Here is a 606-nt window from a genome sequence, read left to right on the forward strand (position 1 = left end):
TCTCCTCACGCAGGTCGAATACCATCTTGACGGCGCGATCACGCAGCTCTGGGGGATACTTCCTCGGTGCGGGCACGACTCCCAGCCTTCCAGTCTTGGGAGCCTCCAACCAACCCGGGGCAGCTCACCGCCTGGTCAACGGCGGCGGCTACCTCGACCGTGAATACGCCGCCGGCACCAAACGCCTGGACGTGCTCGTTCGCTGGCCCTACAGCGGTCCCGACGGTGGACGGCTGATGCAACGCGAGGCCATGGAACTCAAGGTATGGAGACCCGGCGCAGACGACCCGAAGCCCGAGGGTCTGGCCCAGCTCGACCGCTACCTCGACCGACTGACCCTGCCCACCGGCGTCCTGGTCATCTTCGACCGCCGCCCAGAGGCCCCCGCGTGGAAAGAGCGCGGCGGTTTCGAGCAGGCGACCACGCCGTCGAGCCGCCAGGTCACCGTCCTGCGTGTGTGAGGGGTGTCGATGTGCGCACAACACATGTCCTGGCTGGACGCGCTGATGGACGTGGCCGGGTGCGCTGACGCCGGTTACCCGTCTGGCTTCACTTGCTGGGGCGGGCCTCCAGGCGGGTGGTTATGGGCGGGCCGGGGGTACGGCC

At 68.3% G+C, this 606-nt stretch carries 1 protein-coding gene; it reads left to right on the forward strand.

Annotated elements, in window-relative coordinates; translation table 11 throughout:
- Window positions 1-95 precede the first annotated feature (95 nt).
- Window positions 96-461 (forward strand): hypothetical protein, encoded by a 366-nt coding sequence (locus ABGB18_RS49400; protein ID WP_347702671.1) that lies wholly within the window; start codon window positions 96-98, stop codon window positions 459-461.
- The last annotated feature ends 145 nt before the right edge of the window (window positions 462-606 follow it).

Source organism: Nonomuraea sp. B12E4 (genome assembly GCF_039871825.1).
Lineage (GTDB): Bacteria > Actinomycetota > Actinomycetes > Streptosporangiales > Streptosporangiaceae > Nonomuraea.